The sequence below is a fragment of the Pseudomonas sp. PDM22 genome (genome assembly GCF_014851965.1).
Taxonomy (GTDB): domain Bacteria; phylum Pseudomonadota; class Gammaproteobacteria; order Pseudomonadales; family Pseudomonadaceae; genus Pseudomonas.
In genome coordinates this window covers 272,980-299,650 of sequence record NZ_JACVAR010000001.1, presented here as the reverse complement: position 1 = coordinate 299,650, position 26,671 = coordinate 272,980, and the positions used below count along the sequence as shown (strand labels likewise).

The window sequence follows — 26,671 nt, the reverse complement described above, 5'->3', positions numbered from 1 at the left end:
ATTTGAAGTCGCTGACACAGCTGCGCCGAAACCCGGCGCAGCTGTGATCGGCAGCCATCTTCTGGCGATCTTCAGGCCATCCTCGTTCATCCCGCCGACATCCTTCGAAACGCCCCGCATGACCGTGCGCGACACGCGCTATTCCGGGCCCGGCAGCCCTCTCGACGCGCCGATTGGCAAGCTCTAAGGTGTGAGCGCAAGTCCCGCTTTCCGCTGCCCGGACGTTGTGCCGGGGTTGTCCTGGACCAGGAGGTCCAATGCTTCGGATCGTCACTGCCTTCCGCGCTCTGTACTTCGCCGCCGTCATGCTCCTGACCGGTTCCGGTCTGCTCAGTACCTACCTCGCGCTGCGCCTGGGCGCGGAGAAGGTCGATGGGCTGTGGATCGGCGCCATGATGGCCGCCTACTACCTCGGCCTGGTGCTGGGCGGCAAGATCGGCCACCGGCTGATCGCCCGCGTCGGTCATATCCGCGCCTACGTCGCCTGTGGCGGGTTGGTGACCGCTGCTGTGCTGGGCATCGGCCTGTTGCCCTGGCTGGGCTTCTGGCTGTTGCTGCGGGTCGCCATCGGCCTGGGGATGATGTGCCAGTACATGGTCATCGAGAGCTGGCTCAACGAGCAGGCCGAAGCGCGCCAGCGCGGTGCCGTGTTCGCCGGCTACATGGTCGCGTCCTACCTGGGCCTGGTACTCGGCCAGCTGGTGCTGGTGGTGCATCCGGGGCTGGGTCCGGAGCTGCCGATGATGATCGCGCTGTGCTTTGCGCTGTCGCTGATCCCGGTGGCGATCACCCACAAGGTCCACCCCGCGCCGCTGCGCCCGGCACCGCTGGAGCCGCGCTTCTTCATCCAGCGGGTGCCGCAGTCGTTGACCACGGTGCTGGTGTCCGGGCTGGTGGTCGGTTCGTTCTACGGCCTGGCGCCGCTCTATGCGGTGCGCCAGGGTCTGAGTAACGAGGAGATCGGTCTGTTCATGGGCGGCTGCATCTTTGCCGGCCTGCTGGTGCAGTGGCCGCTGGGCTGGCTGTCGGACCGCATTGACCGCGCCGTGCTGATCCGCAATGCTGCCATCCTGCTGTTGATAGTGGCCTTGCCGCTGGCGGCGCTGCCGTTGCTGCCGGTGCCGCCGATTTCGCTGGCGTGGCTGCTGCCGATGGGCTTCATCGTCTGCCTGGTGCAGTTCACCCTGTATCCGCTGGCCGTGGCCTTCTCCAACGACCACGTCGAAGGTGAGCGCCGCGTTTCGCTGACCGCGATGCTGCTGGTGACCTTCGGTGTCGGCGCCTGTATCGGCCCGCTGGCGGCCGGTGCGCTGATGAAGCTGTTCGGCGCCAACATGCTCTACGCCTTCGTCTGTGCCTGCTCGCTGATCCTCATCTGGCGCGTGCAGCCGGAGAAGGTCAGTGGTGTACACCGGGTCGACGAGGCACCGGTCAAGCACGTTGCCACGCCGGACAGCCTGGCGTCCTCGCCGCTGTCCGCCGCCCTCGACCCGCGGGTCGACGAAGCGGCCGTGGAGGAGCAGATGAAGGGCAACGACAACAGCACGCCGGCTGCCGAGCCGGAAGTGGAGGCAGAAGCAGAAGCCGAGGAAGAAAGCCGACCCGCGTGAGGCGGCAGGGAAGGGCGGCAAGCGCTTGCCGCCCGGGACGAACTAGAACAGTTCGTCCTTCTCGAAGCGCCGGGCTTCGCGTTGCAGCTGGTAGACGAAGCGCTCGATGTTGCGCTGCGCCAGGCCGCTCATCTGGTGGAAGCGCATGCCGGCGAAGCTGTAGCCGACCTTTTCCTCGAAGTGCACGTGGCGCAGCTCGACTTCCATGGTCAGGGCGCCGAAGGGCAGGCGCGCGGTGAATTCTTCATAGACCTGACCGGGCTGCAGGCGCTCGGCGGCGTTGCCTTCCAGGCGAATCTTGCAGCCCGTGGCGGAAATGTCGATCAGGCTGCCCTTGAGCGGCGACTTCAGTTTGCTGCCGCCAATTTCCACCGGCACCGGCTGGACCTGGCTCACAGGGGCGCGGAAGGCGTTGCGGCGCTGGTGGTAGAGCATTTCGGCCGGCACCGGCAGCCAGTAGCAGCGGGCGCTGTCGATCTCGGAGAAGAAAGCGTTCTGGGTGTTTTCCCAGGCGACGCGCACGCCTTCGTGGAAGGCTTCGATGCGGAACTGCTCGCCATTCTGCAGGAAGCGCTCGCCGTCGTTGGGGATGAGTTCATCGAGGGCGACGATGTTGCGCTCGCGGTTGATCTCGACGACGAAGCTCTGGAAGCGCTGGCTGCGCCCTTCGAAGGTGATTACCAGTGGATCGTGACTGTCCATCAGCATTTTCAGGCTGGCGTGGATCTCCACCGGAGCTTTCAACACCTTCGGTGGTTGAGGGCCATTTTCCTCGGCGAACAGATTGGACACGGTCCGCAGGTCTCCATTGTGTTTGTTATGAGTCGTGCACGGGGCAGGGCCGGATAGTGGCATTCTGCCCTAGGGCGGGCCTTCAGGCCAGAGGAGTTCAGGCCTGGCTGAGCGGGCGCTGGCGGTTGCTCTGGGTGGAGCCGCCGTAGCGATCATAGAGTCGCGGAGTTTCCTGGCCGCGCAGGATGTCGAGCGTGCGCTCGGTGCTGGTCTGGCCGGAACGGATGAGGCGGCCGTTGCGCTGGTTGGCTTCCTGGCAACGTTCGAGCAGGGCGCCGAGCTCCTGCGCACGCGCGGTGAGAGCGGCGTTGCCGGTAGCCTGGGCAATCTGCGCAAGCCCCTCGTTGTCAGCGCTGACCCCGGCCTGTTGCAGTGCCTGGGTGCGGATGCGACCGTTCTGCTCGAGCTGATGCAGCAGCGGCAGCTTGCTGTCGAGCAGCTTCTGCAACTGGTCCAGGTCGCGGGCTTGCAGCGCCTGGAACTCGTCGTCGATCAGCTGCAGCAGGCTGCTGGCTGCTTCGATGTCGCCGTTGATCAGAGAAAGCAGGGCATCGGACATCTTGGGCTCGGCGTACTAGCGGTTGACCAGGCGCTGAGTGAACTCAGCGCTGGGATTCGAAATCGAGCAGCTTGCTGGCGACTTTCTGGCTGTCGACCTGGTAGCTGCCGTCAGCGATGGCCGCTTTGATGCGGGCCACTTTCTCGTTGTCGACCACGGGCTGGTCCTTCAGTTGATCGCTTACTTTCTGCAGTTGCTGTGCGGTGTCGCTCAGCTGAACCGACTCGCCGCTCTTGGCCGGGGCGTTGACGGAGGCATTCTCTGCGGCGGCTTCGCTGCGACCGCTCTGGGCAGCACTGCTACGGCCAGTGCTGGCTGTCGTAGAGGCCGGGTTCAGCCGGTTGAAGTCGATGACCATGGTGGAAACCTCTGGAGGTATTGGACGCTTGCCAAGCTTTTCGGCCGTCTTGAGAGAAACTTTAGGCCGAATTTTCGTGCGCCTGAGCACATTTTGCAGAGGGCTGCGTCCATCATGCCAGAAAAAGTCCTGGGTCGAGCGCTACAGGCTGACTTCCACCGTCCCCGGCTCGACCACCCGAGCCCTGACGATACGCTGGGAGCGCAGGTTGCGCACGCGGATCTGTTCGCCGGTTACCCCATCGGACAGCGCTTCGCCGGGCATGAACACGTTGATCGCACTGGTCCTGGCGCGGATCACCACCTGGTCGCCCTTGCGCACGGCCGCCGCCTGTTCGAGGAAGACCGGCGCCAGCACCTGGTCGTTGACCGTGGGGCGCTTGAGCTTCATGCCGACCACCTGGTTGGGGTCGGTCAGGTAGCCTTGGCTCAGTTGGCCGACGTCCCGTTCGACGACGCTGATATCACCGGGCTCGACGACATGATTGCGCTGCAGGGGCAGGGTGGTGACGACAACCTGGCGGAACAGCCTGACCGTCGCCGGCACGAACACCGTCCAGGGTGAACTGCCTTCGCAGAGCACCCGCACGGTGACCCGACCAACGGGCTGCGCCGGGCTTTCCAGCTTCTGTGTCAGGTCCTTGTCGCACTCCGCCAGGCGCAGGCGGGGGTCGATGCGTGCGACTTCGATCTCGTAGCGTGCGTCTATGCCCGAGGTCTGCAGATAATCTTCCACCTTGAACTCAAGAAAGCCCTGGGTGGAGCCGATAAGGATCTCAGGCGCAGTGAAGCCTTCCGCCCCTGCCGGGGAGAGGGTCAGCGCACCCGTCATGCCGAGCAGCGCAGCCATCAGGGCGCGCGCGGGTCTCAGCTGTCGGAAAAATGTCGTTGCTCGTTTCATGCAACGATCCAAGCAATGGTCATGCCGCCTTCGTGAGTCGGGCGGCGTTGCGTGCACAGGAGGCTCAATGGCCGGAGTCATGGATTCGGTCAACCAGCGTACGCAGCTGGTTGGCCAGAATCGTCTCGAACTGCTGCTGTTCCGCTTGAACGGCAGCCAGCTGTACGGGATCAACGTGTTCAAGGTGAAGGAGGTGCTGCAGTGCCCCCGCCTGACCGTGATGCCCAAATCCAGCCAGGTGGTGCGCGGGGTGGCGAACATCCGTGGCGGCACCATTCCGATCCTCGACCTGGCGCTGGCCACGGGGCGTCACGCCCTGCGGGACATCGCCAACAGCTTCGTGATCATCACCGAGTACAACACCAAGGTGCAGGGCTTCCTGGTGCATTCGGTGGAGCGCATCGTCAACATGAACTGGGAGTCGATCCATCCGCCACCCAAGGGAACCGGCCGCGACCACTACCTGACGGCGGTGACGCGGGTCGACAACCAGCTGGTGGAAATCATCGACGTGGAGAAGATCCTCGCCGAAGTGGCGCCGACCTCGGAGGACATCTCCGAAGGCGTGCTGGATGCCGAGACCCAGGCCCGAGCGGTGAGCAAGCGCGTGCTGGTGGTGGACGACTCCTCCGTGGCGCGCAAGCAGCTGGTGCGTTGCCTGGAGACTGTCGGCGTGGAAGTGCTGGCGCTCAACGACGGCCGCCAGGCGCTGGATTACCTGCACCAGATGGTGGAGGCCGGCGGGCATCCGGGCAGCGATCTGCTGATGGTGATCTCGGATATCGAGATGCCGGAAATGGATGGCTACACGCTCACGGCGGAAATCCGTCACGACCCGCGCATGCAGGATCTGCACATTCTCCTGCATACTTCGTTGTCCGGGGTGTTCAACCAGGCGATGGTGAAGAAGGTCGGCGCTGACGACTTCCTCGCCAAGTTCCGTCCCGATGACCTGGCGGCTCGTGTGTCGGACCGCATCAAGGCAGTGGATGGCGCATCGGCCTGATGCCGGCGTGACGAGATGCGGGTGGCGCCGGTGCCGCCCGCATCGTCTATGGTTTTTTGAGCACCGGTCAGGCAGTTGCCGTCGCATTGCCGGCAGCCGTCCACGAGCAAAGAGGCTTATCTGTGACATCCACCAATTCTGAATTCGAGCTGTTCCGGGATTTCCTGGAGAAGACCTGCGGCATCCTCCTGGGCGCCAACAAGCAGTACCTGGTCTCCAGCCGCTTGAACAAGTTGATGGAGCAGCAGGGCATCAAGTCCCTGGGCGAGCTGGTTCAGAAGATCCAGATGCGCAGCCAGCTGCGCGAGCAGGTGGTCGATGCCATGACCACCAACGAGACCCTGTGGTTTCGCGATACCTACCCCTTCGAGGTGCTGAAGAACCGCGTGCTGCCGGAGATGATCAAGGCCTCGCCCGGCCAGCGCCTGCGCATCTGGTCGGCGGCCTGTTCCTCGGGGCAGGAACCGTATTCGCTGTCGATGTCCATCGACGAGTTCGAGCGCACCAACCTCGGCCAACTGAAGGCCGGCGTGCAGATCGTCGCCACCGACCTGTCCGGCTCCATGCTCACCGCCTGCAAGGCCGGCGAGTACGACAGCCTGGCCATTGGCCGTGGCCTGTCGCAGGAGCGCCTGGCGCGCTACTTCGACCAGAAGACGCCGGGGCGCTGGACAGTGAAGCCACCGATCAAGAGCCGTGTGGAGTTCCGCGCGCTGAACCTGCTGGACAGCTACGCCACGCTGGGCAAGTTCGACATGGTGTTCTGCCGCAACGTGCTGATCTATTTCTCGGCCGAGGTGAAGCGCGACATCCTCCTGCGCATCCATGCCACGCTCAAGCCTGGCGGCTACCTGTTCCTCGGCGCCTCCGAAGCGCTCAACGCGCTGCCGGACCACTACCAGATGGTCCAGTGCAGCCCGGGGATCATCTACAAGGCCAAGTGATCGGCCGACGCCCCGCCTGTTCGGGCGGGGATCTTGCTACGGCATTTATCTGATCGCGGACTTTGTCCGCGATCTGCATTTCTGCGTGCGTCGAATTCGCGGCGGAGCACGGCCGCAGGAGGGGGAGAGCTTGCGATACCCATGCTATCGGTGCCCCGGAATCGATGGGTATCGCTGTGCTCCACGCCATCCTGCGTATGCGTTCGCCGGGCAGGGTGCCGTTCGCGATCGGGTGGCAATGACTTTCCCCGTAGGAGCGGGCCATGCCCGCGATCCGTCGGCAGGGCCGACGTTTCCAATAGCTTCGCGGGCAAGCTGAACGCGGCAACGGCAACGGCAACGGCAGAAGAGGGCGGCAAAGCGCAGCGGCAAGCTTGCCGCCTTGCCCCAGGCGGCAAGGAAAGCGGTTGCCGCTTTGCCGCTGTTTGCCGCCCCTTGCCGCTGCTCGGATTCCCTCAAGCCCTTGATTATCCAAGGAATACAAATGTGGCACGCACCTTGCTGAAGTGTTGGCAAGCCCACACCGGCAAACAGGTTCGTGACCATGAGCATCAGCTTCGACAAAGCCCTCGGCATCCACCAGCAAGCGCTGAACTTCCGCTCCCAGCGCGCTGAAGTCCTGGCCAATAACCTGGCCAACGCCGACACGCCCAACTACAAGGCGCGCGACCTGGATTTCGCCTCGGTGCTGGCAGCCCAGTCGGACAAGCTGAAGAACGGCACCTTCAGCGCGACCCTGACCAACTCGCATCACATTGCCGCCGATGGTTTCGGCATGGGTGACGAGTCGGTGAAATACCGCATCCCGAACCAGCCTTCGGTTGACCAGAACACCGTCGACGAACAGATCGAGCAAGCCAACTACGCGGAAAACTCCGTGCAGTTCCAGGCCTCGTTCACCTTCCTCAACAGCAAATTCAAAGGGCTGATGAACGCCCTGCGCGGGGAGTAATCGCCATGTCGCTCGCCAGTGTCTTCAACATCGCCGGTACCGGCATGAGTGCCCAGACCACCCGTCTGAACACCACCGCGTCGAACATCGCCAACGCCGAGAGCGTCTCCTCGAGCATCGACCAGACCTACCGCGCCCGTCACCCGGTGTTCTCCACCATGCTGCAGAACGCCCAGGGCGGCGACCAGGGTTCGCTGTTCGGCGAGACCGACCAGGCCGGTTCCGGCGTGCAGGTGCTGGGCGTGGTCGAGGACCAGAGCCCGCTGGTGCCGCGCTACGAGCCGAACCATCCGGCCGCCGACAAGGACGGCTACGTCTACTACCCCAACGTCAACGTGGTGGAGGAGATGGCCGACATGATCTCCGCCAGTCGTTCTTTCCAGAGCAACGCGGAAATGATGAACACCGCCAAGCAGATGATGCAGAAGGTCCTGACCCTGGGTCAGTAAGCGCAGAGGACGCCCCATGAGCATCAATACCGATAACAGCACCACGAGTTCGATCCTGTCCTCGCTCAACTCCGGGTCGTCGAGTTCGTCGACCACCAGCGAGACCGGGACCAGCGCGCTGGGCAAGGATTCCTTCCTGCAGTTGCTGGTCACCCAGTTGAACAACCAGAACCCGCTGGACCCGCAGGACAACACCGAGTTCGTCTCCCAGCTGGCGCAGTTCAGCAGCTTGGAGAGCATGCAGAACCTGGATACCACCCTGGGCACCTTCTATTCGTCGTTCCAGTCGTCGCAGGCCCTGCAGGCTTCTTCGCTGGTCGGGCGCTCGGTGATCGTCAATTCCAGCAAGGTGCAGGTCGATGACCCGAGCGCTGGCGTCAACGGCACCCTGGTGATGCCGTCCGGCGGCGATGGTGTGACCCTGAAGATCTACGACGACTCGGGTGACCTGATCCGCACCGTCGACATGGGCAGCCAGAAGGCCGGCAACATCGACTTCAAGTGGGACGGCAAGGACGACAGCGGCGAACTGGTGGCCGCCGGCACCTACACCGTCAAGGCCAGCGCCAGCCTGGACGGTACCAGTACCGCCCTGACCACCTACCTGCCGGCCACGGTCAACAGCGTCACGCTGGGCCAGAACGGCGGGGAAATGTCCCTGAACCTGGCTGGCATCGGCGCCGTTTCCGCCTCCAGCATTCAGACCATCGGAAAATAACGCCGCGTTTCGGCACAGGAGCAACACATGTCTTTCAATACCGCCCTGAGTGGACTCAACGCCGCGTCGATGGACCTGAACGTCACCGGCAACAACATTGCCAACGTCGGCACCACCGGCTTCAAATCCTCGCGGACCGAGTTCGCCGACCTCTACGCCTCCTCGATGCTCGGCACCGGCCGCATCGCCGTGGGTAACGGCGTGGTCACCCAGGCCGTCTCGCAGCAGTTTACCCAGGGCAACCTGAGCACCACCGGTCGCAGCCTGGACCTGGCAGTGAGCGGCAACGGCTTCTTCATGACCAGCGACAACGGCAGCCGCGTCTACACCCGCAACGGTACCTTCAATACCGACGCCAGCGGCTACATCGTCGATGGTTCGGGCAATCGCCTGCAGGGTTATGGCGTCAATGGCAACGGCAACATCGTCAACGGCGTGATCACCGACCTTAAGGTCGACACCGCCAACCAGCCGCCGAGCCCGACCTCGAAGATCACTTCGACCCTGAGCCTGAACTCCAACGCCACCACGCCGACTACCACGCCGTTCGATGCCACCGACTCGGACAGCTACAACTGGTCGACCTCCGTGGACATCTATGACTCCCAGGGCAACTCGCACACCATGACGAACTACTTCGTCAAGGACAGCGCCAACAACTGGAGCATGTACACCCTGGTGGACGGGCGTAACCCGCAGACCCCGACCAGCACCACGCCGCTGAGCAGCGACATCACCTTCAACAGCGCCGGCCAGCTGACGGGCATCACTTCCACCGGCATGACCGTCAATGCCGACAACACCATGACCCTGACCGGCTGGACGCCGGCCGCCGTCACCGACTCCACCACCAACCCGGTGACCTGGGGTGCCAACGGCGCGGCAGGCACTACTGGCGGCATCAGCATCGACCTGACCAAGACCACCCAGACCAACGGCTCCTTCGCTGTGACGGCGGTGACCCAGGATGGCTACGCCACCGGCCAGATGTCCGGCCTGTCGTTCGCCGAAGACGGCCAGATGTACGCCACCTACACCAACGGCCAGTCCAAGGTGATCGGCCAGGTGATCCTGGCCAACTTCGCCAACACCCAGGGCCTGACCCCGGTGGGCAACACCGGCTGGAAGCAGTCGCTGGCCTCGGGCGAGGCGGTGATCGGCACGCCCACCTCCGGCACCCTCGGCTCGGTCGGCTCGGGAACCCTGGAAGACTCCAACGTCGACCTCACCGCGCAACTGGTGAACCTGATCGTGGCGCAGCGCAACTACCAGGCGAACGCCAAGACCGTCCAGACCGAAAGCACCATCTCCGACACCATCATCAACCTGCGTTGATGACGTCCCCTTGCCGCAGGCGGCAGTCCTTCGCCGCCTGACGGCCATCGAGGCTCCTTCGGGAGCCTTTATTTTTTGATATTCCCTTGAATATCAATATCTTGAGGTTTGTTCTGCGGTTCTGGCACAGCCTTTGCTGAAGTCACTCCAACACCGCCGGGAATCCGACTCGGCACTGGAGGAATGCCTTGGACAGAATGCTGTATGTCGCCATGAGCGGCGCGAGCCAGAACACCAAAGCCATGCAGGCTCACGCCAACAACCTGGCGAACATCTCCACGACCGGCTTCCGCCGCGACTTCGAGCAAGCTCGCGCCATGCCCGTGTTCGGTGACAGCTTTCCGGCGCGCGTCTTCGCCATGAGCGAGCGCCCGGCGACCGACTTCACCACCGGCTCCCTGCAGGAAACCGGCCGTGACCTCGACGTCGCCGCCAAGGGCGATGCCTGGATCGCCGTGCAGGCGCCGGACGGCGGCGAAGCCTACGTGCGCACCGGCAGCCTGGAAATCGACGCCCTCGGCCAGCTGCGCACCAGCGACGGTATGCCGGTGATGGGCAACGGCGGGCCGATCGCGATTCCGCCGGAAGAAAAGATCGACATCGGCGAGGACGGCACCATCACCATCCGTGGTCAGGGCAACAACCCCAATGCACTGGCTACCGTCGACCGCATCAAGCTCGTGACTCCCGACGCCAAGCAACTGGAGAAGGGCAGCGACGGCCTCATCCGCATGAAGTCGGGCCAGCCCGCTCCCCAGGTCGATGCCAATGCCAGCGTGCAGTCCGGCGTGCTGGAAGCCAGCAACGTCAATGCTGTCGACGAGATGACCTCGATCCTGGCGCTGTCTCGCCAGTTCGAGTTGCACGTGAAGATGATGAAAACCGCCGAAGAAGACTCCCAGTCGATGGCGCGTGTTTTGCAATTCAGCTGATAAGAACCTGATTAACCGTCCAAGGCGCCACGAATCCGGCGCCCGAGGAGAACGACATGCTTCCGGCACTTTGGGTCAGCAAGACCGGTCTGTCCGCCCAGGACATGAACCTGACCACCATCTCGAACAACCTGGCGAACGTGTCCACCACGGGCTTCAAGCGCGACCGCGCGGAGTTCCAGGACCTGCTCTACCAGATCAAGCGTCAGCCCGGCGCCAACTCGACCCAGGACACCCAGCTGCCCTCGGGCCTGCAACTGGGTACCGGTGTGCGCATCGTCGGCACCCAGAAGAACTTCACCGCCGGCAGCCTGCAGACCACCGACAACCCGCTGGACATGGCGGTCAACGGTCGTGGCTTCTTCCAGGTGCTGACCCCGGACGGCACTGTCGCCTACACCCGTGACGGCAGCTTCCACCTGAACTCCGACGGCCAGATCGTCACCTCCAACGGCAATGCCCTGGAGCCGGCCATCGTCGTCCCGGCTGAAACCCAGACCTTCACCGTCGGCAACGACGGCACTGTCTCGGTCACCGTCGCCGGCAACGCGACGCCGCAGATCATCGGCAACATCCAGACCGCCGACTTCATCAACCCGGCCGGCTTGCAGGCCACCGGCAACAACCTGTTCCTGGAAACCGCCGCCAGCGGCGCGCCCCAGGTCGGCACCCCTGGCCTGAACGGCCTGGGCACCGTGCTGCAGAACACCCTGGAGAACTCCAACGTCAGCGTGGTGGAAGAGATGGTGAACATGATCACCACCCAGCGCGCGTACGAGATGAACTCCAAGGTGATCTCCACCGCGGACCAAATGCTCTCCTTCGTCACCCAGAATCTGTAAGCCCTGATCCCGTAGTCGCTCTCCCCGAGAGGTAGCTGTAGATGAACCGTTCCCACCTCCTTCCGCTGCTGGCCATCGCCGCGTTGGCAGGGTGCGTGAGCCCTCCGCCCAAGCCGGACGATCCCTATTACGCTCCGGTGCTGCCGCGCACGCCTGCGCCGGCTGCCCAGAACAATGGGTCGATCTACCAGGCCGGGTTCGAGAACAACCTCTACGGCGACCGCAAGGCCTTCCGCGTGGGTGACATCATCACCATCACCCTCAACGAGAAGACCCAGGCGAGCAAGAAAGCCAACTCGGACATCTCCAAGGACAGCAGCAACAAGCTCGGCCTGACCTCGATGTTCGGCAGCAGCCTGACTACCAACAACCCGGTGGGCGGCGGCGACCTGAGCCTCTCCGCCGAGTACTCGGGCAACCGCGAAACCAAGGGCGACAGCGCGGCCGGGCAGAGCAACAGCCTGACGGGCTCGATCACCGTTACCGTGGCCGACGTCATGCCCAACGGCATCCTCGCCGTGCGCGGCGAGAAGTGGATGACCCTGAACACCGGCAACGAGCTGGTGCGCATTGCCGGTCTGATCCGCGCCGACGACATCGCCACCGACAACACCGTCGCCTCCACTCGTGTGGCCGATGCGCGCATCACCTACTCGGGCACCGGCGCGTTCGCCGATGCGAGCCAGCCGGGCTGGTTCGACCGCTTCTTCCTCAGCCCGCTGTTCCCGTTCTGAGGGTGATGACGATGACTGTCGTTCGCAAGGTATCCCTCGGCCTGACCCGCGCGCTCCGCCTCGGCGGCGCGCTGCTGGCCTGCGCGCTGTTCGCCGTGCCGGCCGCCCATGCCGAACGGCTCAAGGACATCGCCACCATCCAGGGTGTGCGCAATAACCAGCTGATCGGCTACGGCCTGGTCGTCGGCCTCAATGGCACCGGCGACCAGACCACGCAGACGCCGTTCACCCTGCAGACCTTCAACAACATGCTGGCGCAGTTCGGCATCAAGGTGCCGGCAGGCTCGGGCAACGTGCAGCTGAAGAACGTCGCGGCGGTGTCCATCCATGCCGACCTTCCGCCGTTCGCCAAGCCGGGCCAGGCCATCGACATCACCGTGTCGTCCATCGGCAACGCCAAGAGCCTGCGCGGCGGCAGCCTGCTGATGACCCAGCTCAAGGGTATCGACGGCCAGACCTACGCCGTGGCCCAGGGCAACCTGGTGGTCGGCGGCTTCGACGCCGAAGGCCGCGACGGTTCCAAGATCACCGTCAACGTGCCGTCGGCCGGCCGCATTCCGGCGGGCGCTACCGTCGAGCGCGCGGTACCGAGCGGCTTCGACCAGGGCAATACCCTGACCCTGAACCTCAATCGCCCTGACTTCACCACCGCCAAGCACATCGTCGACCGCATCAACGAACTGCTCGGCCCGGGCGTCGCCCAGGCTGTGGACGGTGGCTCGGTACGCGTCAGCGCGCCGCTGGACCCGAACCAGCGCGTGGACTACATGTCCGTGCTGGAGAACCTCGATGTGCAGGCCGGCGAAGCCGTGGCCAAGGTCATCATCAACTCGCGCACCGGCACCATCGTGATCGGCCAGAACGTGCGCGTGTCGCCGGCCGCCGTGACCCACGGCAGCCTGACCGTGACCATCACCGAAGACCCCATCGTCAGCCAGCCCGGTCCGTTCTCCAACGGCCAGACTGCCGTCGTCCCGCGCTCGAACGTGAGCGCCAACCAGGAAGCCAAGCCGATGTTCAAGTTCGGCCCCGGCACCACCCTGGACGAAATCGTACGCGCCGTTAACCAGGTGGGCGCTGCGCCCGGCGACCTGATGGCGATCCTCGAAGCCCTGAAACAGGCCGGCGCGCTGCAAGCCGACCTGATCGTGATCTGAGGACGCCGCCGTGGACGCCCGACTGCTTTCTGCTGGTACCTCCACTACCGACTCCGGTTCCTACTCCGACCTCAATCGCCTGTCGGCGATGAAGACCGGCGCGAACCGCGACAGCGCGGGGAACATCCGCAAGGTCGCCCAGGAGTTCGAATCGCTGTTCATGAACGAGATGCTGAAATCCATGCGCTCGGCCAACGAGGTGTTCGCCAAGGACAACCCGATGAACAGTGAAGCGGCCAAGCAGTACCAGGACATGTACGACCATCAGCTGTCCGTGTCTCTGGCCACCCAGGGGCATGGTATCGGCCTGGCCGACGTGCTGGTCAAGCAGATGGAAAAGATGCAGGGCGTCCGCCACACCGGCAACAACCCCTTCGCCCAGACCGGCACCCAGGCGGCCACCGACGGCACCCAGAGCGCTGCGGCCACCGCTGCTGCGTCCGACCGGCAGAAGACCCCGAGCGTGTTTGCCGCCAACGGCAAGGCCTTGCCGCAACCCGAAGCCGGCCGTGACGATCGCCAGGCGCTGAACGCCCGTCGCCTTGCCTTGCCGGGCAAGCTCGCCCAGCGTATCGCTGCAGGCCTGGTGCCGGGCGCCGACAGCTCCGTGGCTTCCACCGCCAACCAGCCGGCACAGCTGGCCAGCAACGATTGGCGCGGCAGCCAGGCCTACACCAAACAGATCGACACCACCGTGCCGGTGGCCGATATCGATACCTCGGCGATCTCCACCAGGCCGGGCAAGTCGATGTTCGCTTCGGCCGACGACTTCATCAGCACCATGCTGCCCATGGCCGAGCGCGCGGCCAAGCGCATCGGTGTCGACCCGCGTTACCTGGTGGCCCAGGCCGCGCTGGAAACCGGCTGGGGCAAGAAGATGATCGCCCAGCGCGACGGCAGCAGCAGCCACAACCTGTTCGGCATCAAGACCGGTTCCAGCTGGAAGGGCGATTCCGCCCGCGCCACCACCACCGAATTCGAGAAAGGCAAGGAAGTGAAGGAAGTGGCTTCGTTCCGTGCCTACAACTCCTTCGAGCAGAGCTTCCAGGACTACGTCAGCTTCCTGCAGAACAACGATCGCTACCAGGGCGCGCTGGACTCCGCGTCGCGTCCGGATCAGTTCATGAAGGAACTGCAGCGTGCCGGCTACGCCACCGACCCGCAGTACGCGCGCAAGGTGAACCAGATCGCCAAGCAGATGCAGGTCTACCAGACCGTCGCGATGGCCGACACCCCGACTCGCACACTGTGAAGCCCTGTACAAAGGACTGCGCTAAGGAAAGACCATGAGCCTCTTATCCATCGGACTGTCCGGCCTCAACGCCTCGCAAGCGGCGCTGAGCACCACCGGCAACAACATCACCAACGTCAACACGGCGGGCTACACGCGCCAGACGACGTCGCAGGTGACCTCCGCCGAGCAGTTCGCGGGGCAGTACTACGTTGGCACCGGTACCACGGTGCAGGACGTCCGCCGGATGTACAGCGAGTTCCTGGCCAACCAGTTGCGCGGCGCCACCTCGGTGGACAGCGATGCGCAGACCTACCTCTCCCAGGTCAACCAGATCGATTCGCTGCTGTCCGACAGCACTACCGGTCTGTCCAAGGTCATGCAGAACTTCTTCGCCTCGCTGCAGACCGCTGCGGCGACGCCGACCGACGCCGCCTCGCGTCAGCTGGTGCTGACCCAGGCCGCGAACCTGGCGCAGCGCTTCAACTCGATTTCCACCCAGCTGGGCACCCAGAACAGCTACGTCAACACCCAGATGGACAGCCTGGCCGGGCAGGTCACCGACCTGGCCAAGACCATCGCCCAGTACAACCAGGCGATCATCGCAGCCGAGGCTGGCGGCGCCAGCGCCAACGACCTGCAGGACAAGCGCGACCAGGCGGTATTGCAGCTTTCCGACATGATCGGCGTCAGCGTGGTCAAGCAGGGCAGCAGCCTCAACCTCTACCTGGGCTCCGGCCAGCCGCTGGTGGTGGGGGCCAATTCCTCCACCCTGACCGCCGGCCCGAGCGCCAACAACCCGTCGCAATTCAGCCTGAGCCTGAGCTCCGGCAGCTCGACCATGGACGTCACCTCGGTGGTCACCGGAGGCCAGATGGGCGGCCTGCTGCGCTACCGCAGCGACGTGCTGAACACGACCCAGAACGAACTGGGGCGCATGGCCATCGTCCTTGCCGACACCTTCAACAGCCAGCTCGCCCAGGGCCTGGACCTGAACGGCAACTTCGGCGCGCAGCTGTTCAAGGACATCAACGACGCCAGCGTCATCGGCAACCGCAGCCTGGCCAACACCCACAATACCGGCACCGGCAACCTCAACGTCAACATCACCGACAGCAGCGCACTGACCACCAGTGACTACGAGGTGACCTTCACCTCCGCCACCGGCTACACCATCAAGCGCTCCTCTGATGGCACGGTGCTGGGCAGCGGCGACCTGACCGACAACCCGCCGAAGGAATTCGACGGCTTCAGCATCAGCCAGCAGAGCGTCGGTACCGTGCAGGCGGGCGACCGTTTCACGGTAATCCCGACCCGCACCGCGGCCTCGGACATCTCGGTCACCATGACTGACTCCAACCGCCTGGCCTTCGCCTCGCCGGTGGTCGCCAGCAGCACCACTGGCAATGAAGGCAGCGGCACCATCAGCGGCACCACCCTGACCAGCAAGCTGGATGCCAGCAACGGCACCGCGCTGGGCGCCTCGATCAAGGCCGGCCTGCCGGTGAAGCTGGTGTTCGACGCAGCCAGCGGCGGCACCCAGGGCTACACCATCTACGATTCGGCAGGCAACTCGCTGGGCACCGGCAACATCGTGCCGGGCCAGAGCAATGACATCAGCATCACCGTACCGGGCTCGCCGTCGTTCAGCTTCCAGACCACCATCGCCGGTTATCCAGCGGACGGCGACAGCTTCGGCGTGGCCTTCAACAGCAATGGCGACGCCGACAACACCAACGCCCAGAAGCTCATCGACCTGCAGACCACCAAGACCGTCGGCAGCGGCACGGGCAGCGGCAGCGGCATGAGCCTGACCGGCGCGTACAGCAGCCTGACCGAGACCGTCGGCGCCACGGCCAACCAGGCCAAGCTCGACGCCACCGCCACCGAGGCGGTGCTGACCCAGGCGCAAGGCAGCCGCGACTCGCTGTCGGCGGTCAACCTCGATGAAGAGGCGGCCAACCTGGTGAAGTTCCAGCAGTACTACACGGCCTCCGCGCAGATCATCAAGACCGCGCAGACGCTCTTCGACACCCTGATCAACAACATCTGAGGAGGCTGAAATGGTTGTGCGAATTTCCACCCCGCAGATCTTCAATTCGAACATCGACAACTACAACCGCGGCTATGCCAGCCTGGCCAAGCTGCAGGAGCAGATCTCCAGCGGCACGCGTATCCAGACTCCGGCGGACGACCCCGTCGGCGCCGCGCGTCTGTTGCAGCTGGAGCAGCAGCAGGCGCTGCTGACCCAGTACAGCGGCAACATGACGTCCGCGACCAACAGCCTGAACCAGGAGCAGAGCGTCCTCGATTCCATCACCACCGCCCTGCAGCGCGCCCGCGAACTGACCCTGCGCGCCGGCGACGGCTCGATGACCGACGAGGACCGTGGCGCCATCAGCGATGAGCTGGGCGAAATCCAGAACCAGCTGCTGACCCTGATGAACAGCAAGGACGCCAGCGGCAACTACCTGTTCTCCGGCAGCAAGAGCACCGTGCAGCCCTTCGTGCAGAACGCCGACGGCAGCTTCAGCTACCAGGGCGATCAGAGCACCCTCAAACTGCAGATCTCCGACAATCTGACGCTGTCCACCAACGACAACGGCTGGAGCATCTTCGAGATGGCGGCCAACGCCAGCCGCACCATCAGCTCGGTGACCAGCAATCCGAGCGCCGATGGTGTGCAGCGTGTTTTCCTGTCCCAGGGCAATGTGACCAGCGACAGCAACTACAACGCCAGCTTCCGTGATGGCGCGCCCTACACGCTGAACGTGCTCAGCGGCACGCAGTACCAGATCCTCGATAAGGACGGCAACGACGTCACCAGCGATGCCACCACCAATGGCACCTACGACTCGACCTCCACCGACAGCAACGCCATCAACTTCCGTGGTGCGCAGTTCCAGCTGGACGTATCGCTGCCTTCCAGCGACGACGCCAGCACGGTGGACAGCCTGGTCAACGGCTACAGCTTCAGCTTCGGTACCGCGCCCGACACCCTGTCGGTCAAGCGCAGCGCCACCAACACCTCCACGGCGCAGATCACCTCCACCACGGTGAGCAACAACACCGCTTACACCACGCAGTTCCCCAGCAGCGGCGTGCAGCTCAAGTTCACCAGCGCCACCGACTTCGAGGTCTACGCGCTGCCCACCAGCCAGGGCGCCACACCGCTGTCCACCGGCACGCTGGGCGCGACTTTCCCGCAAACGGTGACCGTGGCCGGCGTGGACATGACCCTCAGCGCCGCCCCGGCGACCGGTGATCAGTTCTCCGTCACTGCCAGCTCTCCGGAGCGGCAGAACATCCTCAATACCATCGGCGATCTGCGGACCGCGCTGGATACCTCTACCAGTGGGAACCCGCAGGCGCAGCTGAATATCCGCAACATGGTCGCGACTGCGCTCACCAACCTCGACAAGGCCAGCGACCAGGTGCTGGCGACCCAGTCGTCCATTGGTGCGCGGCTCAACACCATCGATGTGCTGAACCAGGAAAACCAGAGCCTGGCCCTGACCAACACCACTACGCAGTCGTCGATCCGCGATACCGACATGGCCGCGGCGACCTCGCAGCTGGTGCTGCAGCAGACCATGCTCGAAGCGGCCCAGGCGGCGTTCGCGCGGATCAGCCAGCTCAGTCTGTTCAACAAACTCTGATCATTCCGGCCCGCCCGAAAGCGGCGGGCCCCACTCGGGAAGAACCACACATGGGTGATATCAACTTCAGCGCCAAGGGCCGCCAACTGATCGAGATGTACGGGCAGATGGCGCGCGAAGGCTACGATCGCAACGACGAGCAGCACGTCGACGTTGCCTTCAGCGACTTCGAGTTACGCCCGTTCCGTCCCCAGGTCCGCGAGATACTGCAGAACCATGCTATTCGCAACGTGCTGGACTACGGTTGCGGCGGCTCCGACTGGACCCAGCCCGGCTTCGATGACAATGGCCAGTCCGCCGTGCAGTACTTCAACCTCGAAGGGGCTTACCGCTACGAGCCTGCGCGTGGCATCGACGAACGCCGGAAAGTCGACTGCGTGGTGTCCTTCGACGTACTCGAGCACATCTTCGTTGCCGACGTGCCCAAGGTTCTGCGTGACATCTACTCCTGCGCTGAGCGCCTGGTGATCCTCAACGTCGCCTGCTATCCGGCCCAGGCGTTGCTGCCCAACGGTGAGAACGCCCACATCACCGTACGCCAGCCGCTGTGGTGGAAGGGCATGCTGGACTGCATCACACCGGAGTTCCCCGGCATCACGACCTGCCTGATCTGTTCCACCGCCTGGCGTCAGGCCACCGGTTTTCCGCAGTGGAGTGGCGACATGTGGCAGGCCAGCGAGACGTTCGTCATCGCCAACTGAGCCGCTTGCGCAGTCAACAGAAAAGCCTCCCGAGTGGAGGCTTTCTTGTTCGTGCGCAATGGGCGGGAGCAGACCTGCTCGGCTAACCCAAGTGCTCCCCCTGTAGGAGCGGGCCATGCCCGCGATCGCGCGCAAGGCGCGCTCCTACAGTGCAGCTTTCGTTGATGCGGACCTCGTCCGCGAAATCCTCCGAGGTGTACCCGCAGACCAACGCAAATCGACAGAGCGATTCGCTCCTGCCAAGTGTCCAAGAAAAAGCCCGGCAAACGCCGGGCTTTTTCGTTGCCGCGCTCTGTCAGTCCAGGCGCTTGAACACACAGAAGCCGCGATGGTGAACCTTGTCGTCGACCAGTTGGCCCTGGTACAGCAGGAAGAAACCCTGCTCGTAGAAGTGGCGCATGTTGACGAAGAACTTGGTGTCGTTCATCCGCAAGTCGTTGCTCTCTATGACCACGATGCCGCCGGGCTTGAGCAGGCTCTTGAGGTCGGCGACGTAGTCGGGCATCGGCTTGCCGATCCACACGTGCACGGCAAACGAGAAGATCACGTCGAACAGGCCCGGGTCGCTGGCGCGCAAGTCTTCATAGGTGCAGGTGCGGAACTCGCAGTTCTCCACCTTGTGATGCTGCGCCAGGCGGTCGGCGATGCGGATCAGCGAGTCGTTGTTGTCGAAGCCCAGGTAGCTGCCAACCTGTTGCGCCACTTCGATGCCGAAGCAGCCGATGTTGCAGCCGATGTCCAGCACGCGGTCGGTCGGCGAGAGCCATTTATCCAGCGCGTAGCGGTTCATCCGGAACAGGGTCGGGCGGGCGCCCGGCAGGTCCCAGCCCTCATGGCCCTGGTACAGCTCCTTGTTGGCGCCGAATACCTGGGACTGTGAGAAGAAGTTCTCGTGTACGTCCAGCTTGCAGTCGCGCCACTGGCTCTCTTCCGGCGCGGCGTCGGGGCTGCGCAGATAGCAGAGCACGTCGTTACCGTCGACCAGATTCAGTTGCTCGCGCAGGTTGTGCTCGGCCCAGACCTCCAGCACGTCCGGTGAGGTTGGCACGGCGGCGCGGCGGATCAGCACCGGGGCGTGGCGGCCTTCGTATTGCAGGAAGCCCTGGTAGTAGAAGTAGCCCATGCGGATATAGGGCACGTGCTCGTAGGGCGCCGCGTAGATGATGCCGTTGCCGGATTCGAAGAACAGCGGAGCGATCTTCTGCACCAGGTCTTTCGGATCGAACAGCGCCTGCAGGTTCAGGGTGCCAGCTTCGATGCGCTGCCAGCCGGTGACCGCCAGCAGGTCGTCGCGTTGGCTCGGGTTGTTCTCCATGATCGCCTTGGCGCCGGGAGGGCCGCCGACGGTCGCTGCGTGGCTGGAACGGGCGAACACCCGGGCCTTGCCGAAGAAGCTGCTGGCCTCGGCCTGGCGCATGCCCTGGAGCATCTCCAGCTGCGCCAGCAGGTCAGCGGTGTCAGCGCGCTTCTCGTAGGTGGAGAGGCTGGCCAGCCAGTGGTATGCCTCTTCCAGGTGGCCCTGGAACAGCGCCAGGGTCGCCAGGGTGTTGCGTACCTCGAAGTCTTCCGCATCCAGTTGCACCGCCAGGTGCAGGTAGGGGTGGGCCTCGTCGTAGCGACGCAGGCGCACCAGCAGGCGGCCGAGCAGGCTGTTCACCGCGGCGTTGTCAGGCACCGCCTGCTGGATATGCAGCAGGTGGTCGAGGGCTTCGTCGTTGTTCTTGCCGAGCTCGCCCAGGGCGATGGCCAGGCTCAGGCGCACCGGCAGGTCATCAGGACGTTCGCCGTGCAACTCGCGGAAGGCGGCGACGGCCGCTTCACGCTGACCGCTTTGTTGCAGTTGCTGAGCCTGGGCAATGCGGGCTTCAAAAGGTTGGGACACTGGGGTTCTCCTCCAAGCGGAGTCGCTGGCGATCAGGGTTGGCGGGCGCCGCACGGGCGGGCCGGTTGAAAGGTGTTGGCGCGGACGGCGTTCATAGCACGCCACTCCCGCGCATGCGCTGCACGGCCTGGTCCAGGGCTTCGCCCCAGCGGCCCAGCTCGCGGTTGCGGATCAGTTGTACGGATGGGTACCAGTAGCTGGTCGCATCGTCGACAGCCCAGCGCCAGTTCGGATTGAGCTGGAGCAGCACGAAGGTCGGCACGCCCAGCGCCCCGGCGAGGTGGACAGTGGTGTTGTCGATGCTCAGCACGGCGTCCAGCGCGGCCAGTTGGCTGGCCTGGGCATCCATGTCCTTGAGCGGATTGACCGCGGCGTCATGGTGGATATGCAGCCCGAGGCTCTCGGCTTCGGCGCGCTCCGGCTCGGTATTGCCGTACTGCAGGTTGATCAGCTGTACGTTGTCCAGCTTTGCCAGTTGCGCCAGTTCCTGCATCTCGATGCGGCGGCTCTGCATGTCGTTGGCAGTATCGGTGCCGCCACGCCAGGAAATGCCCACCAGGCGTTTACCGGGGAACAGACGCTGGTACTCGGCTCGTTTGGCCTGGGTCTGCTGCTCGTCGGCCTTGAGGAAGGCGCGGGTACCGGCGAAGGAGGCGAGGGTAGGGCGCAGGAACTCGCCCAGGCTGCCCATGGGAATCTGGTAGTCACTGCGTGGCCAGGTCTGCCGGTGCATCATGCGCTGGCCGTTGTGGACCTGGCCGGTGCTTTCGCGCTGGATGATCGACAGGCCCGGCATGCTGCGCTGCAGCAGTGGGCAGAGACGGTCGTAGGTCTCGACATGCACCTGGCCGCCCAGCTTGAGCAGGTCCGGCAGCATGCTGACGAACATGACGTGGTCACCGATGCCTTGTTCGGCCCAGACCAGCAGGGTCTTGCCTTCCAGCGGCTCGCCGCGCCAGCGCGGGGTATTGAACTCCTGGTAGTGCTCCTTCAGCGAGGTCTTCCAGCGCGCCTCGTAGTGCGGCCAGCCGACATCGAACTGCTTGAGGCGCAGTTGCAACAGCGACAGGTTGTTATGCGTGCCCGAATGCTCCGGCATCTTCTCCAGCGTCTGCATATAGAGACGGTAGGCGTCCTGGTAGCGCGCCACCTGCTCCAGGGACAGTGCCAGGTTGAAGGGGCCGAACAGGTAGTTGGGGGCCAGTTCCAGCGTCAGCTGATGGCAGGCGACGCTGTCATGGAAGCGCCCGCACTCGAAGTACAGGGTGCCCAGCAGGCCGAGCAGGATGCTCTGCTGCCATGGCTCCTGCGGCTTTTCCAGCGCCTGGGTATAGAGCGCCTCGGCTTCGTCGAAGCGTTTGCGCAGGCTCAGCGCGGCGCAGTACAGGGCCAGGCGCGGCAGGCTCGGCGAGGCCCGGTACCAGCGTTCGGCACGCTCAAGGTTCTTTATGAACAGCCGATGAGTACGCATCGTGTCCAGCAGCTCTTCATCGACCTTGGGGTCGGTGGTCATGTCGAGCGCGCGCTCGGCCCAGGCTTCCGCCGATTGCGGGTCCTGCAGCTCCAGGTGCAGGCGGGCGATCTTGGCGTGGACCATCGCGGTGTTGGGCACCAGTTTCGCCAGCGCTTCATATAGACGGATCTGTTCCGCGCGGTCTTCGCGGTCTTCGGCAATCTGCAACGCCTGGCTGAGGCGCTGGATCTCGGATTGAAGCTTGTGGTTGGACATGCGGAACCTGCTGGTGACGGAGCTTTGGCGCGTGTCCGGGGGCTTTGCAAGAACGAGGCCAGCCGGGGCCTACAGAGCGGTCTGAAGAAAATTCGAAAAAAAAGTTAAAGCCCGTCCGACTTGGGACGATAACCCTAACGAAGGTTCTCCACGCCATTTCGAATCAAACGGGCAGGGAGGCCACTTAGCCCTAACACGAGGAATTCGTCATGGCTCTTACCGTCAACACCAACATCGCCTCGCTGTCGGTTCAAAAGAACCTGACCAAGGCCGCCAACAACCTGAACACTTCGATGACCCGTCTGTCCACCGGCCTGCGTATCAACAGCGCCAAGGACGACGCCGCCGGCTCGCAGATTTCCAACCGTCTGACCAGCCAGGTCAACGGCCTGAACGTAGCCGTGAAGAACGCCCAGGACGCCAACTCCATCGCCCAGGCCGCCGAAGGCGCCCTGCAGGAGTCCACCAACATCCTGCAGCGTATGCGTGAGCTGTCCCTGCAGTCCGCCAACGGCTCCAACAGCAGCGAAGACCAGACTTCGCTGAACCAGGAGTTCAAGTCGCTGACCGCTGAACTGACCCGTATCTCCAAGACCACCACCTTCGGTGGCGGCACCTCCGGTATCAAGCTGCTCGACGGCACCGCCGGCACCAACGGCACCCTGACCTTCCAGGTCGGCGCCAACGCCAACGAAACCGTCAGCTTCACCCTGAGCGACATGAGCGCCACCGCTCTGAAAGGTACCTCGCAACTGGCTTCCGGCACCCTGGACCTGTCCACCGTACTCAGCGGCTCGGGCGGCGTTGCAGCCACCGCCGGCTCGGTCACCGTCAACGGTACCCAGGTCAGCTACGCCAAGGGCGCCAGCGCCAACGACATCGTCTCGGCGATCAACACCAACATCAGCGGCGTAGCGGCAGTGGCCGGCGCGGCTGGCACCGGCGGCACCACCACCTCCATCTCGCTGACTTCCGGCAAGGACTTCACCGCAGGTGTGGGCACCGGTGCCGGCAGCGCGCACGCTGTGGTCACCTCGAACTCCACCATCCAGGCGCTGGACATCGCGACCGCCAAAGGTGCCCAATCGGCTACCCAGGTGATCGACGCCGCCCTGAAGCAGATCGACAGCCAGCGCTCCTCGCTGGGCGCCATCCAGAACCGTCTGGACAGCACCATCTCGAACCTGCAGAACGTGTCCGAGAACGCCACTGCTGCACGCAGCACCATCCAGGACGTGGACTTCGCCGCAGAAACCGCGGAGATGACCAAGCAGCAGACCCTGCAGCAGGCCGCCACCGCGGTTCTGGCCCAGGCCAACCAGCTGCCTTCCGCTGTCCTGAAGCTGCTCCAGTAAGGGGTTGCCGCAAGGCATAAACGGAAAGGAAGGGCGCTCAGCGCCCTTCCTTGCTTTGCATTCGGAGGGTAATACCTGATGGATACCAGCCTCGGAATCAACACCCTGCGACCGGCCGACAACGCCGCCGCGGGTAGCAAGCCGGCCAGCGGCAACAGCTTGCCGCAGAGCGCCAAGGAATCGCCGGCGGCCAACAACCGTCGCAACCTGAACGAAGCCGTCAGCCGTTTGCGCGAGCAGGCCCAGTCGGTGCAGCGTAACCTGGAGTTCTCGGTGGACGACGCCAGCGGCGAAACCGTCGTGAAGGTCGTGGCCTCCGATACCGGCGAGGTGATTCGCCAGATTCCTTCGGAAGTTGCGCTCAAGTTGGCAGAAAGCCTGAAGGAAGCGGGTAATCTGCTGTTCAGTGAACGCGCCTGATCCCGAGCTTTGAGGGCTCTGGCGCGATTCTTGAATGAAGCGTCACAAGACGCAGGCGGCAATCAGAAAACCGTCAGAAATTTGGACAGGAGGGTAGGCAAATGGCCGGGACTTCGATCAATGGCGTAGGGTCGGGATACGACATCGACTCCATCGTGACTGCTTTGGTGAATGCGCAGAAGGCGCCCAAATCGAACCAGATCGCCACCCAGAAGACCGCGACCAATACCACGCTGTCCGGTATCGGTTCGCTGCAGAGTGCCCTGGATACCTTCCAGACGGCCATGGGCAAGCTCAACGACGCCAACTCCTTCGCTGGTTTGGCCGTAAAGTCGTCGAACGCCGATGCATTGACTGCCACCCTGGGCACCGGCGCTGCCGCCGGTACCTATGCCATCGATGTGGAAAGCCTGGCCACCAGCTCCAAGGTCGCTACCCAGTACATCGACAAGTCCGCCAGCTTCGGTGCCGGCAAGCTGACGATCACCCAGGGCAGCAGCACCTACAACGTCACCGTCAAGGCGGGAGCGAGCCTGTCCGACATCCGCGACAGCATCAATACCCAGCTCAAGGACCAGGGCCTCACCGCCAACATCATCACTGATGCCAGCGGCCCGCGCCTGGTTCTGGGGTCCAGTGTCACCGGTGCAGGCAGCGATATCAGCGTAGCCACCAGCGGCGACTCGAGCCTCGATGTGCTCAAGATCGACGGTGCCGGCACCAAGGCGTCGGCCACCGCCGGCGGCTATGTCAGCGCGCCCGCGGCGAATGCCAAGTACACCATCGACGGCCTGGAAATGAGCAGTTCGGTGAACAAGATCTCCAGCGCCATCAGCGGCGTGGAGCTCAACCTGGTCGCCACGGGCAAGTCGACCGTCACCGTGGATACCAACACCGACGGCCTGAAGACTTCCATCCAGTCTTTCGTCTCGGCGTACAACGCGTTGATGACCAGCATCAATTCGCTGACCAAGGTCACCACCACCACGGACTCCAGCGGCAACCCGACGACCTCGGCCGCTTCGCTGGCCAGCGACTCGATGACCCGCAACCTGCTCAACACGCTGCGCACCCAGTTGGTCGGCTCCTCTACGGAGGGCGGCTCGATCAAGCTGTTGTCGCAGCTGGGCATCTCCACCAAGACCGATGGCACCCTGGACGTCGACGACACCAAACTCGACGCCGCCCTGGAGAAGAACTTCGCCTCGGTGCAGGGCTTCTTCACCGGTGATGGCGGCCTGCTCAATCGCATGAGCAGCAGCATGGACCTCTACACCAAGAGCAACGGCCTGCTTGACCAGCGCAAGGCGTCATTGAACGACACCCTGAGCGACCTGGCCGACCAGTCGACCAAACTGGATACCCGCATGACCAAGCTGACCGAGACGCTCATGGCGAAGTACACCGCCATGGACACCCTGGTCGCCCAGCTCAACGCCACCAAGTCCAGCGTGCTGACCACGCTGAACGCGCTGAACAAGGCCAGCAGTTCCGATAGCTGACGCTTCGGTGGTCCGCCTCTCAAGGGCGGGCTGCGGGGCAGTACGCCAGTGCAGATTTTTGCCTAAAGCTTTTCCCGCCCGCGCCGATACTTTGAATATCGACGATTTGATCGTTCAGCGAATCAAGGGGAAATCAGATGAACGCTTCGGCCGCACTGCGTCAGTACCAGAACGTGAACAACCAGTCGCAGGTGCACGACGCCTCTCCCCACCGTCTGATCCAGATGCTGATGGAAGGCGGCCTGAGCCGCATCGCCCAGGCCCGCGGTTCGATGGAGCGCGAGCAGTTCGCCCAGAAAGGCATGCTGATCGGCAAGGCCACCGCCATCATCGGCGGCCTGCGCGAAGCGCTGAACTTCGAAGCCGGTGGTGAGCTGGCGGAAAACTATGCCAACCTGTACGACTACATGAGTCGTCGCCTGGGCGACGCCAACCGCAGCAACGAAGTCGAAGTTCTCGACGAAGTATCCGGCCTGCTGCGCACCATCAAGGAAGGCTGGGACGCGATTCCGCAGTGATCGCCGCTCGCCAGGAGATACCGAACATGACTCTCGCCGTCCAGCAGATCGAACAGACCCGCCTTGCTTTGGGCGCGGCGCTGGCCCTGGAAGACTGGGAAGCCGTTGCCCAACTCGACCTTCAGTGTCGCGAGCATGTCGATGCCGCCATGGTCGAGCCGATGGACGATGACAGTGACCTCAAGCGCAGCCTCGAAGGGTTGCTGGCGCTGTACCGCGAGCTGGTCCAGGCTGTCACCCGGCAGCGTGAAGAAGTGGCCACCGAGATCGTCCGCGTCAACCGTTCGCACCAGGGCGCCAAGGTCTACCAGATGTTCGGCTGATCCATTCGGATCGGCTCTCTTTCGGCGGTGATCGGCCAGGTGCCGGTGGCCGCCGTCTCTGCT

Annotated in this window: 26 protein-coding genes; 20 read left to right on the top strand and 6 right to left on the bottom strand. The window is 63.9% G+C overall.

What is annotated here, in order from left to right; genetic code table 11:
* Positions 1 to 257: 257 nt before the first annotated feature.
* Positions 258 to 1,610 carry an MFS transporter gene (locus tag IB255_RS01460; protein WP_081519249.1) on the top strand — a complete coding sequence of 451 codons (1,353 nt, stop codon included), beginning with the start codon at positions 258 to 260 and terminating at the stop codon, positions 1,608 to 1,610.
* Positions 1,611 to 1,652: 42 nt separating this feature from the next.
* On the opposite strand, the gene IB255_RS01455 is transcribed toward IB255_RS01460, so the two are convergent.
* From IB255_RS01455 to flgA, 4 genes are all read right to left on the bottom strand, one after another.
* A complete protein-coding gene (locus IB255_RS01455; RefSeq protein ID WP_081519250.1) occupies positions 1,653 to 2,402 on the bottom strand; it encodes a flagellar brake protein in 750 nt (249 codons plus the stop codon).
* A gap of 97 nt (positions 2,403 to 2,499) precedes the next feature.
* Positions 2,500 to 2,961, bottom strand: coding sequence for a flagella synthesis protein FlgN (locus IB255_RS01450; RefSeq protein ID WP_081519251.1), 462 nt, complete (start codon positions 2,959 to 2,961; stop codon positions 2,500 to 2,502).
* A 43-nt stretch (positions 2,962 to 3,004) separates the two neighbouring features.
* The gene (flgM, locus tag IB255_RS01445) at positions 3,005 to 3,319 is read right to left on the bottom strand and encodes a flagellar biosynthesis anti-sigma factor FlgM (RefSeq protein ID WP_045212162.1); all 315 of its coding nucleotides are present in this window, start codon (positions 3,317 to 3,319) and stop codon (positions 3,005 to 3,007) included.
* Between the two features lie 141 nt (positions 3,320 to 3,460).
* Positions 3,461 to 4,150 carry a flagellar basal body P-ring formation chaperone FlgA gene (flgA, locus tag IB255_RS01440; RefSeq protein ID WP_139791622.1) on the bottom strand — a complete coding sequence of 230 codons (690 nt, stop codon included), beginning with the start codon at positions 4,148 to 4,150 and terminating at the stop codon, positions 3,461 to 3,463.
* Between the two features lie 136 nt (positions 4,151 to 4,286).
* Between flgA and IB255_RS01435 the strand changes: the two genes are divergently transcribed.
* The 14 genes from IB255_RS01435 (at position 4,287) to IB255_RS01370 (ending at position 18,879) form a co-directional block, all read left to right on the top strand.
* Positions 4,287 to 5,225 (top strand): chemotaxis protein CheV, encoded by a 939-nt coding sequence (locus IB255_RS01435; protein ID WP_151187854.1) that lies wholly within the window; start codon positions 4,287 to 4,289, stop codon positions 5,223 to 5,225.
* A 122-nt stretch (positions 5,226 to 5,347) separates the two neighbouring features.
* On the top strand, positions 5,348 to 6,169 hold the full coding sequence (cheR, locus tag IB255_RS01430) for a protein-glutamate O-methyltransferase CheR (RefSeq protein WP_138212790.1): 822 nt from the start codon (positions 5,348 to 5,350) through the stop codon (positions 6,167 to 6,169).
* A gap of 544 nt (positions 6,170 to 6,713) precedes the next feature.
* A complete protein-coding gene (flgB, locus tag IB255_RS01425; protein ID WP_081519255.1) occupies positions 6,714 to 7,121 on the top strand; it encodes a flagellar basal body rod protein FlgB in 408 nt (135 codons plus the stop codon).
* A gap of 5 nt (positions 7,122 to 7,126) precedes the next feature.
* Positions 7,127 to 7,570, top strand: a complete 444-nt coding sequence (gene flgC / locus IB255_RS01420) for a flagellar basal body rod protein FlgC (RefSeq protein WP_045212156.1) — start codon at positions 7,127 to 7,129, stop codon at positions 7,568 to 7,570.
* 22 nt (positions 7,571 to 7,592) lie between these two features.
* Positions 7,593 to 8,288: a flagellar hook assembly protein FlgD gene (flgD, locus tag IB255_RS01415; protein ID WP_412548079.1), complete on the top strand. Its 696-nt coding sequence runs from the start codon at positions 7,593 to 7,595 to the stop codon at positions 8,286 to 8,288.
* Positions 8,289 to 8,315: 27 nt separating this feature from the next.
* Positions 8,316 to 9,623, top strand: a complete 1,308-nt coding sequence (gene flgE / locus IB255_RS01410; RefSeq protein WP_081519257.1) for a flagellar hook protein FlgE — start codon at positions 8,316 to 8,318, stop codon at positions 9,621 to 9,623.
* 188 nt (positions 9,624 to 9,811) lie between these two features.
* Complete coding sequence (flgF, locus tag IB255_RS01405) at positions 9,812 to 10,555, top strand: flagellar basal-body rod protein FlgF (RefSeq protein WP_045212145.1); 744 nt, start codon at positions 9,812 to 9,814, stop codon at positions 10,553 to 10,555.
* 56 nt (positions 10,556 to 10,611) lie between these two features.
* Positions 10,612 to 11,397, top strand: coding sequence for a flagellar basal-body rod protein FlgG (flgG, locus tag IB255_RS01400; RefSeq protein ID WP_081519258.1), 786 nt, complete (start codon positions 10,612 to 10,614; stop codon positions 11,395 to 11,397).
* Between the two features lie 41 nt (positions 11,398 to 11,438).
* Positions 11,439 to 12,131, top strand: a complete 693-nt coding sequence (gene flgH, locus IB255_RS01395) for a flagellar basal body L-ring protein FlgH (protein WP_081519259.1) — start codon at positions 11,439 to 11,441, stop codon at positions 12,129 to 12,131.
* 11 nt (positions 12,132 to 12,142) lie between these two features.
* Entirely contained in the window at positions 12,143 to 13,288 is a 1,146-nt protein-coding gene (locus tag IB255_RS01390; protein ID WP_081519260.1) for a flagellar basal body P-ring protein FlgI, read from the top strand.
* A 10-nt stretch (positions 13,289 to 13,298) separates the two neighbouring features.
* Positions 13,299 to 14,540 (top strand): flagellar assembly peptidoglycan hydrolase FlgJ, encoded by a 1,242-nt coding sequence (gene flgJ, locus IB255_RS01385; RefSeq protein WP_192209726.1) that lies wholly within the window; start codon positions 13,299 to 13,301, stop codon positions 14,538 to 14,540.
* A gap of 34 nt (positions 14,541 to 14,574) precedes the next feature.
* Positions 14,575 to 16,572: a flagellar hook-associated protein FlgK gene (flgK, locus tag IB255_RS01380; RefSeq protein WP_081519262.1), complete on the top strand. Its 1,998-nt coding sequence runs from the start codon at positions 14,575 to 14,577 to the stop codon at positions 16,570 to 16,572.
* Between the two features lie 10 nt (positions 16,573 to 16,582).
* Positions 16,583 to 18,178 (top strand): flagellar hook-associated protein 3, encoded by a 1,596-nt coding sequence (locus IB255_RS01375; RefSeq protein ID WP_225594636.1) that lies wholly within the window; start codon positions 16,583 to 16,585, stop codon positions 18,176 to 18,178.
* Positions 18,179 to 18,228: 50 nt separating this feature from the next.
* A complete protein-coding gene (locus IB255_RS01370) occupies positions 18,229 to 18,879 on the top strand; it encodes a hypothetical protein (protein ID WP_081519263.1) in 651 nt (216 codons plus the stop codon).
* Positions 18,880 to 19,174: 295 nt separating this feature from the next.
* Here the strand turns inward: IB255_RS01370 and IB255_RS01365 are convergent, their stop codons facing one another.
* Together IB255_RS01365 and IB255_RS01360 are read right to left on the bottom strand one after the other, a co-directional pair.
* Positions 19,175 to 20,761 carry a methyltransferase domain-containing protein gene (locus tag IB255_RS01365; RefSeq protein WP_081519264.1) on the bottom strand — a complete coding sequence of 529 codons (1,587 nt, stop codon included), beginning with the start codon at positions 20,759 to 20,761 and terminating at the stop codon, positions 19,175 to 19,177.
* Between the two features lie 91 nt (positions 20,762 to 20,852).
* Positions 20,853 to 22,490, bottom strand: a complete 1,638-nt coding sequence (locus IB255_RS01360) for a hypothetical protein (protein WP_081519265.1) — start codon at positions 22,488 to 22,490, stop codon at positions 20,853 to 20,855.
* A gap of 209 nt (positions 22,491 to 22,699) precedes the next feature.
* On the opposite strand from IB255_RS01360, the gene IB255_RS01355 reads away from it, so the two are divergent.
* The 5 genes from IB255_RS01355 (at position 22,700) to fliT (ending at position 26,608) form a co-directional block, all read left to right on the top strand.
* Positions 22,700 to 23,845: a flagellin gene (locus IB255_RS01355; protein WP_081519266.1), complete on the top strand. Its 1,146-nt coding sequence runs from the start codon at positions 22,700 to 22,702 to the stop codon at positions 23,843 to 23,845.
* Between the two features lie 78 nt (positions 23,846 to 23,923).
* Positions 23,924 to 24,265 carry a flagellar protein FlaG gene (locus IB255_RS01350; protein WP_081519267.1) on the top strand — a complete coding sequence of 114 codons (342 nt, stop codon included), beginning with the start codon at positions 23,924 to 23,926 and terminating at the stop codon, positions 24,263 to 24,265.
* Between the two features lie 101 nt (positions 24,266 to 24,366).
* The gene (gene fliD, locus IB255_RS01345) at positions 24,367 to 25,767 is read left to right on the top strand and encodes a flagellar filament capping protein FliD (RefSeq protein ID WP_081519268.1); all 1,401 of its coding nucleotides are present in this window, start codon (positions 24,367 to 24,369) and stop codon (positions 25,765 to 25,767) included.
* A 137-nt stretch (positions 25,768 to 25,904) separates the two neighbouring features.
* Positions 25,905 to 26,285 carry a flagellar export chaperone FliS gene (fliS, locus tag IB255_RS01340; protein WP_081519269.1) on the top strand — a complete coding sequence of 127 codons (381 nt, stop codon included), beginning with the start codon at positions 25,905 to 25,907 and terminating at the stop codon, positions 26,283 to 26,285.
* 26 nt (positions 26,286 to 26,311) lie between these two features.
* The gene (gene fliT, locus IB255_RS01335; protein WP_081519270.1) at positions 26,312 to 26,608 is read left to right on the top strand and encodes a flagellar protein FliT; all 297 of its coding nucleotides are present in this window, start codon (positions 26,312 to 26,314) and stop codon (positions 26,606 to 26,608) included.
* The last annotated feature ends 63 nt before the right edge of the window (positions 26,609 to 26,671 follow it).

What these genes read in the sequence shown, in the direction of transcription:
- fliD (WP_081519268.1), top strand. Translation starts at nt 24,367, where the DNA reads ATGGCCGGGACTTCGATCAATGGCGTAGGGTCGGGATACGACATCGAC.
- fliS (WP_081519269.1), top strand. Translation starts at nt 25,905, where the DNA reads ATGAACGCTTCGGCCGCACTGCGTCAGTACCAGAACGTGAACAACCAG.
- flgC (WP_045212156.1), top strand. Translation starts at nt 7,127, where the DNA reads ATGTCGCTCGCCAGTGTCTTCAACATCGCCGGTACCGGCATGAGTGCC.
- IB255_RS01375 (WP_225594636.1), top strand. Translation starts at nt 16,583, where the DNA reads ATGGTTGTGCGAATTTCCACCCCGCAGATCTTCAATTCGAACATCGAC.
- flgG (WP_081519258.1), top strand. Translation starts at nt 10,612, where the DNA reads ATGCTTCCGGCACTTTGGGTCAGCAAGACCGGTCTGTCCGCCCAGGAC.
- IB255_RS01460 (WP_081519249.1), top strand. Translation starts at nt 258, where the DNA reads ATGCTTCGGATCGTCACTGCCTTCCGCGCTCTGTACTTCGCCGCCGTC.
- flgM (WP_045212162.1), bottom strand. Translation starts at nt 3,319, where the DNA reads ATGGTCATCGACTTCAACCGGCTGAACCCGGCCTCTACGACAGCCAGC.
- flgE (WP_081519257.1), top strand. Translation starts at nt 8,316, where the DNA reads ATGTCTTTCAATACCGCCCTGAGTGGACTCAACGCCGCGTCGATGGAC.
- IB255_RS01355 (WP_081519266.1), top strand. Translation starts at nt 22,700, where the DNA reads ATGGCTCTTACCGTCAACACCAACATCGCCTCGCTGTCGGTTCAAAAG.
- IB255_RS01370 (WP_081519263.1), top strand. Translation starts at nt 18,229, where the DNA reads ATGGGTGATATCAACTTCAGCGCCAAGGGCCGCCAACTGATCGAGATG.
- flgH (WP_081519259.1), top strand. Translation starts at nt 11,439, where the DNA reads ATGAACCGTTCCCACCTCCTTCCGCTGCTGGCCATCGCCGCGTTGGCA.
- fliT (WP_081519270.1), top strand. Translation starts at nt 26,312, where the DNA reads ATGACTCTCGCCGTCCAGCAGATCGAACAGACCCGCCTTGCTTTGGGC.
- IB255_RS01360 (WP_081519265.1), bottom strand. Translation starts at nt 22,490, where the DNA reads ATGTCCAACCACAAGCTTCAATCCGAGATCCAGCGCCTCAGCCAGGCG.
- IB255_RS01435 (WP_151187854.1), top strand. Translation starts at nt 4,287, where the DNA reads ATGGCCGGAGTCATGGATTCGGTCAACCAGCGTACGCAGCTGGTTGGC.
- flgB (WP_081519255.1), top strand. Translation starts at nt 6,714, where the DNA reads ATGAGCATCAGCTTCGACAAAGCCCTCGGCATCCACCAGCAAGCGCTG.
- IB255_RS01350 (WP_081519267.1), top strand. Translation starts at nt 23,924, where the DNA reads ATGGATACCAGCCTCGGAATCAACACCCTGCGACCGGCCGACAACGCC.
- flgK (WP_081519262.1), top strand. Translation starts at nt 14,575, where the DNA reads ATGAGCCTCTTATCCATCGGACTGTCCGGCCTCAACGCCTCGCAAGCG.
- IB255_RS01450 (WP_081519251.1), bottom strand. Translation starts at nt 2,961, where the DNA reads ATGTCCGATGCCCTGCTTTCTCTGATCAACGGCGACATCGAAGCAGCC.
- flgA (WP_139791622.1), bottom strand. Translation starts at nt 4,150, where the DNA reads ATGACGGGTGCGCTGACCCTCTCCCCGGCAGGGGCGGAAGGCTTCACT.
- IB255_RS01390 (WP_081519260.1), top strand. Translation starts at nt 12,143, where the DNA reads ATGACTGTCGTTCGCAAGGTATCCCTCGGCCTGACCCGCGCGCTCCGC.